The 6,258-nt window shown below is 74.7% G+C and carries 4 protein-coding genes; 1 reads left to right on the forward strand and 3 read right to left on the reverse strand.

Annotation, left to right across the window (positions count from 1 at the left end; all coding sequences use genetic code 11):
* Positions 1 to 2,545: AAA family ATPase (locus IE273_RS42715; protein WP_189820499.1), on the reverse strand; the 2,545-nt coding region annotated here is incomplete at its 3' end.
* Between the two features lie 540 nt (positions 2,546 to 3,085).
* Entirely contained in the window at positions 3,086 to 5,341 is a 2,256-nt protein-coding gene (locus IE273_RS42720; protein WP_189820500.1) for an ATP-binding protein, read from the reverse strand.
* 282 nt (positions 5,342 to 5,623) lie between these two features.
* On the opposite strand from IE273_RS42720, the gene IE273_RS42725 reads away from it, so the two are divergent.
* Complete coding sequence (locus tag IE273_RS42725) at positions 5,624 to 5,911, forward strand: hypothetical protein (RefSeq protein ID WP_189820501.1); 288 nt, start codon at positions 5,624 to 5,626, stop codon at positions 5,909 to 5,911.
* Positions 5,912 to 5,937: 26 nt separating this feature from the next.
* Here the strand turns inward: IE273_RS42725 and IE273_RS42730 are convergent.
* Positions 5,938 to 6,258: alpha/beta hydrolase (locus IE273_RS42730; RefSeq protein ID WP_189820502.1), on the reverse strand; the 321-nt coding region annotated here is incomplete at its 5' end.

A 6,258-nucleotide genomic window follows, 5' to 3' on the forward strand; every position in this document is an offset into this window, starting at 1 on the left:
GCTCCCCGGCGATCCGCGCGAGCCGTGCCTCGGCACCCAGCATGGTGTATCCGGCCGCCGCCTGGCGCAGGGCCGCGCGGGAGTCGGCGAACTGCCGTCGGCGCCGCAGCCGCCTGCCCTGGGCCAGACGCAGCGGCGCTTCGAGGGACGGCCAGCGGGACAGGTCCTCGGCGAAGGTCCGCTCGGGCAGCGCCTGAGCATCCTGGTCGCCCCGGTCGTCCGCGAGGACCGCACGCGCCACCGCGAGCCGGACGGCGACCACCGGGGGACACTCGGCACCCAGCTCCGCCTCGATCCGGTCGAGCGTCGCGAGTGCCTCCTCGGAGGCGTTCTCGGCCTCGGCGGCCTCCGCGAAGGGGATCAGGGCGAACAGGGCCACCGTGTGGCTCCGCGGGTCCGCCAGGAGGGACGACAACGTTGCCCACGCGGCCCCGTACTCGCCGGCCTCCACCAGGGCACAGGCCGTGCCGACCGCGAGCACCGCGTCGATCGAACGCACCGAGCCCCGGGCCGCCTCCAGGTCGGCGGCACTGCCCGGAGGTACCGTGCCGCCGGTGCGCAGACCTCGTACGAGGTCCGCCAGAAGGCGGGCGGCTGCCGCGTGGTGGTCCTGGCCGTACGCCTCGGCGAGTTCCGCGCACCGCCGGAACGCGTGGCCGCTCTGGCCCCGGTCGCCCATGGCCAGGTGCGCCAGGCCCTGCCGGAGCAGCACCCGGGGCAGCTGGTCGGACAGGTCGTGGAAGCGGTGGCGGCGCTCCGCCTGCCGGTACAGGTCCAGCGCCCGCAGCGGGTCACCCGCCAGCAGCGCGGCCTCACCCAGGCGTTCGAGGTCGCGTACGGGCACGTCCGCCAGGTGCCGGACGGCGGACACGCCCGCGAGGACGGTCGCGGCACGGCGCACCGGGCCGGCCGTGGCCATGGCGTGCAGCAGCCGGGGTTCGTCCGAGAGGTCCGGCATCCCGTCGAGGAAGGCCAGCAGCGCCTCGGCGCGCGCGTCGTCGCCCGCGACCGCGGGCGCCGTGATCCGGGCCAGCTCCAGCGCGTTCTCCTGCTCGGCGGCACCGGCCGGCGCGGGCCAGGCGGCGGGGTCGGCCGCCGGCTGCCCGGCGTTACCGGTCCCGGCCAGGGCCTCGGCGCACAGCCTGCCCAGAGGGCCCAGCGGTTGGCGCAGTGCCCGGTGCGCCATCGTCCGGGTGATGCGCTCCAGGCCGAGGACATGGGCGAGCTGGGCGGCCCGGAGGGCGCAGCGGCCCCGGTCCGCGGGCAGCAGGTGCAGGTCGGACGCCCGCCGCAGCAGCCGGACGGCCATCAGGGGCTCGCACTGCTCCAGCGCCTGGCCGTGCACCGCCTCCAGGCGGCCGGCCAGCTCCGGGTCATACCCCTGGACCGCCTGCGACCGGTGCCACAGCATCTGTACCGAGCCGGGCGCCAGCACGGCCGCCAGGGCCGCGTGCGCGGCACGGCAGCGCCGCGGGTCGGTGCCGTGGACCACCGCCCCCGCCGTCGCGGGGTGGCCGAAGCGCAGCCGCATGCCGTCGAACGCCACGAGGCCCGCGCGCTCCGCGGGGTCCAGCGCCGTGAAGTCCAGCTCGGCGCCCCCGATCCGCGACGCCGCCGACAGCAGCAGCGGGAGGTCTCCCGCCGGGTGCAGCGCCGCCACCAGCAGCAGGTCCCGCGTCCCGGAGGGCAGGCGCGCGGCGCCGGGCGCCAGGGCGGAGGCCAGCCGGTCGGACGAGGCGGGCATGCAGGGCGGCGAGTCCTCGGAACCGGCCGGGAGCTCCAGCAGTGCCAAGGGGTTGCCGGCCGCGGTCGCCAGGAGTTCGCGTACGGCCTGTGCCTCCAGGCCCGGACGCCGCGCCGTCAGCAGCCGGGCGGACTCGGCCGGGTCGAGCGGGCCGAGCGGCAGCCCGGGGAGGCCGGCCAGGGAGGCCGGACGCGTGCGGTGCGGACGGCAGGTCATCAGCAGTGCCAGCGGATGTCCCTCGGCCCGCCGGGCGACGAAGGCCAGCACGTCCCTGCTGGGCGAGTCCAGCGCGTCCCAGTCGTCGACGGCCACCAGAAGGGGCTGCCCGGCGCGGCTGACCGACTCCAGGACCCGGAGAACGGCGAAGGGCAGCCACGACGGCCCGCCCGGCGCGGGGGCGCCGTCGACCAGCACCCTCTCCAGAGCGTCGAGCAGCCCGGCGGTGTCCGGCCGGTGCGGGTCTGCCAGGACCGGCCAGACGATCTGGAGCAGGCCGGACAGGTCGGGCGGGTAGCTGCCCCGGATGCCGGTGCAGCGCAGGACGCGCATGCCGGTGGCCGCCGCCTGGACGGTGGCTTCCAGCAGCGCCGATTTGCCGGCACCGGCGTGCCCGCACACCACCCGGGCCGCTCCGTGGGCCCTCGCCTCGCGCAGGAAGTCCTCCAGCGCCCGCAGTTCCCGGTCGCGGCCGACGAGCCCGGGGTCGTCCGGCAGTGCCCCGCGACGGGGGGCCACGAGCGACAGCGCGGGCTGCGCCTCCTCGACAGCGGTGAGAGGGGAGAGCCTGGTCTGCGCGTTCATCGTGCCCCCTGTTTCGGGCGAGCGGTCCCGCCCGTCCAGGGAGCGCTCTCGTGCCTGCTCCCATCCCACTGGACCGGAAGCCGCGGAACCAGGCAGTTGGCATGCAGCTTGCCCGTCGCGGGCCGAAACCCCAGGCCGCGGGCGTGCGGCGGCGTCCCCCCGAGCGGTCGCGACACGCGGGGCACCACACGCCGGGGCAGGCCGCGCCGGACCTGCTCGGAGCTACGTCACGCTGCTCGGAGTGCGTCACCTGGCGTTGGCAGGGTGTCGCGTGGTGCTCGCGTCCGTGTCCGCTCGGACGGCGTCACGTGCCGCTCGGAAGACGTCAGCCATCGCTCGGAGGCGTTCGGGGGCGTATGCGTCGCTCCCGGACGTCACGCGCCGAGGAGGGCGGGAGGAGGGCGGGCCCACGCCTGCTCGCGGACCGCCGCCCGCCGACGCCGGCCACCACACCAAGCCCGCCCGCCGCCTCCGCCTGCCGCCCCCGCCTGCCGTCCGTCGTCCGCCGCCCCGCACCTGTCCCTGTCAACGCGGGCCGTGTCAGGTCTGCTCGGTGGGTGTGGTGGGGGCGTCCAGGGCGTGGGCGTTGGCCCGCATCCGCTCCGCGCGCGGACTGTGGATCGCGCTCAGCAGGTCGGCCGCCCGCAGCCAGCTCTCCCGCGCCCCCGCACGGTCACCACGCTCCTTCTGCGCGGTCGCGAGATGGTCGAGCACCTCGGCCTGGTTGTAACCGTCGAAGGCCTCTCCGTACAGCCGCAGCGACTCCTGGTAGTCCGCCACGGCGGCATCGAGATCGCCGAGGCGTTGCCGGGCGTAGCCCATGGTGTCCCGGGCCGCGGCCTCGATACGGAGGTTGCCGTGCCGCCGCAGCAGCGGGACCGCCTCCTCGCACAGGGTGATCGTCTCCTCGTACCGGCCGAGGAGGGCGAGGTACCAGCCGACCGCGTTCATCTCGCGGGCCGCGGTGCCCACGTCCCCCTGGGCGCGGTAGATCTCCAGCGCCCTGCGGGCATGGTGCAGGGCCTCGGCGTGGCGTTGCTGGCGGCCCCGCACCCAGCCGATGCTCCGCTCGGTGGCCGCGCGATCCACCGGATCCAGCCGGTCCAGCAGCCCGAGCAGCAACTCGACCTGCCGGTCGGCCTCGTCGAGCTGGCCCGTCTCCGCCAGCGCGCGGGCGAGACCCGCAGCGTTCCGCGCGATGCCGGCCGGCTCGTCCAGTCGCAGGGCGGCGTCCAGGCCGATGCGTTTGGTCTCGATCTCCTCCGTCCAGCGGCCCGTGACGGAGTAGTAACTCACCCAGTCCAGCGTGAGGTTCATGCGGAACCGCAGCAGCCGCGGATCCTCCAGGGAACGCAGCGCCGCCGCGACCGCCGACTCCTCCTGACGGAACCAGACGAGCGCCTCCTCGCGGGTGTCGAGGGGGACGCGCACCACGCCTTCGGCCGGAGGGCCGACCGAATCGGAGGCGGAGCGCCCCAGCAGCCGGTTGGCCCAGTGGGCGTTGTAGCGCAGGTAGTCCAGCAGACGGCTCTCGGCGCCGAGCCGGTCGTCCCGTTCCCGCTCGACGAGTTCGGCGCCGTAGGCCCGTACCAGGTCGTGCAGCACGTACAGTCCCTCCGCGTCCCGGGACAGCAGGTTCGCCGAGATCAGCTCCCGCAGGTGCCGCCGGGCCGCCGCCGTACCCACGCCCGCGAGGGAAGCGGCGGCCTCAGCCGACACCGACGGCCCCGGATGCAGGGCCAGATGCCGGAAGAACCGCGCGGTCCCGGGGGTCAGGGCCCGGTACGACCACGAGAACACGGCACGGACGTCGACGCGCCGGTCACCGCTGGACAGGGCGTCCAGCCGCGGCCGGGACTCCCGCAGTTCGCGCACCACCGGTCCCAGCGGAACCTGCGGCGACGCGCTCACCTGCGCGCCCACGATCGCCACCGCCAGCGGCAGGAACCCGCACAGCTCCACGAGCTCCGCCGCCGCCCGGGGCTCCGCCCGGCACCGCTCCTCGCCGATCCTGGCCGCCAGCGCGGCCAGCGCCTCCTCGCGCGACCAGACGTCCAGACCGACCAGCGTGGCGCCCTCGGCCACGGCCAGACCGGACAGCTGACTGCGCGAGGTGACGATGGTCAGGCACCCCGCCGAAGCCGGCAACAGCGGCCTGACCTGCTCCTCGTCACGCGCGTTGTCGAGTACGACGATCAGCCGCCGGGAGGCCGCCCGCTCGCGGAACAACGCCGCCCGCTCCTCGGTGCCGGGCGGTATCGAGGAGCGGGGCACTCCGAGCGCGTCGAGAAACCCGGCGAGGGCCGCGCCGGGGTCCAGGGGCCGTCCCGAGTCCTCGAAGCCGCGCAGGTTCACATACAGCTGGCCGTCCGGGAACCGGTCCGCCACCTCGTGGGCCCAGTGCACCGCGAGTGCCGTCTTGCCGACCCCCGCCATGCCGCCGATCGCGGAGATGACGACATGTGCCCCGCGCCCGGCGACGTGTGAGGTGAGTCGGCGGACGGCCGTGAGCGCCTCCGTCCGGCCGCGGAACGTCGCGAGGTCCGGCGGCAACTGCCGCGGGACCTGTTCCGTACGCCGCATCGCCGCCTCGACGAAGCGCCGCCGCTCGTCCTCGTCGAGTTCCAGGGCGTCCATCAGCTCGCTCAGCGTCGCCTGCCGCGGCAGGCTCTGCCCCCGTTCCATGTCGCTGATGGCCCGCACACTCACCCCGGACGCCTCGGCCAGGCTCTCCAGCGTCAGCAGCGCGCGCTGCCGCGCCGCACGCAGCAGCCGGCCGAACTCCGCCTTGTCCATCCCACCCCCAGTTCTGGAATGGTCATTAAAGCAAGAGGCGGGACGGAGCCACCACGCCGTCCAGGGGGTGGGAGCGCCCGGCACCGGTCGCGGGGCCGGGGTTTCTACGACACGTATGCCGCGACGATCGTCACGACGACAGTCATGTGACGCATGTCGGGACCGGTGTGTCCTGTGCACACTTATGGAGTCAATGACCTTGCCATCGTCGACCAGCCGCAATACACGGCCGCGCCGAACGGCTCATCGTGGCCCCCGCGTATTGCCCGAAGGGCGTTTCTCATGGTCACCAGGACTGTCTGGCTCGTAGGGTTCGCGTTCCGTTCAGAACGGGGCCGACTGGTTCAGCACTTCTACGTCGTCCCGGAGGCGGCCGACGCCGCGGTCGCCCGCGAGGCCGCCCTGCGCAGGGCCGGCACCTCCCGGGAACGCGCCCTGCGCGGCGGACTCGACATCGAGGAGGCCACCGCCGAGACGCGCCTGCTCGTCTGCGACGGCCTCGGCGTCTGGCGCCTGGGCGGCCGGGAGCCTTCTGCCGAGCAGCCCTCCGTGTTCCCGGCCGCCGTGTGACCCCGGCCGGTCACCTCGTCGCCGCCTCAGTTCGTGGTGCCGAGGTGGGTGGTGTAGAAGTCGGTGAGCTTGTCGATGGCGGGGTCGATGTACTGCTTCTTGTCGTAGAGGTCGACGTGGCTGGCGCCTTCGATGCGGTGCAGTTCCTTGGGGCCGGTGGCGCGCTGGTGTGCCTCGACGGCCATCCAGGCGGTGACGGCACGCTCGCCGATGATCTGGAGCATCGGGCGGGGGCCGATCAGCGGGACGGCGAAGAAGGCGTCGAAGGAGGCCAGCTTGTCGACGCTCCGCCACACGAAGTACTTCGCGGACCGCTCGTGCTCACCGCGTGAGGTGCAGTAGTACTC

The sequence above is a fragment of the Streptomyces olivaceoviridis genome, assembly GCF_014650115.1.
GTDB lineage: Bacteria > Actinomycetota > Actinomycetes > Streptomycetales > Streptomycetaceae > Streptomyces > Streptomyces olivaceoviridis.

Coding starts and splice junctions, on each gene's coding strand:
- IE273_RS42720 (WP_189820500.1), bottom strand. CDS start 5,341: ATGGACAAGGCGGAGTTCGGCCGGCTGCTGCGTGCGGCGCGGCAGCGC.
- IE273_RS42725 (WP_189820501.1), top strand. CDS start 5,624: ATGGTCACCAGGACTGTCTGGCTCGTAGGGTTCGCGTTCCGTTCAGAA.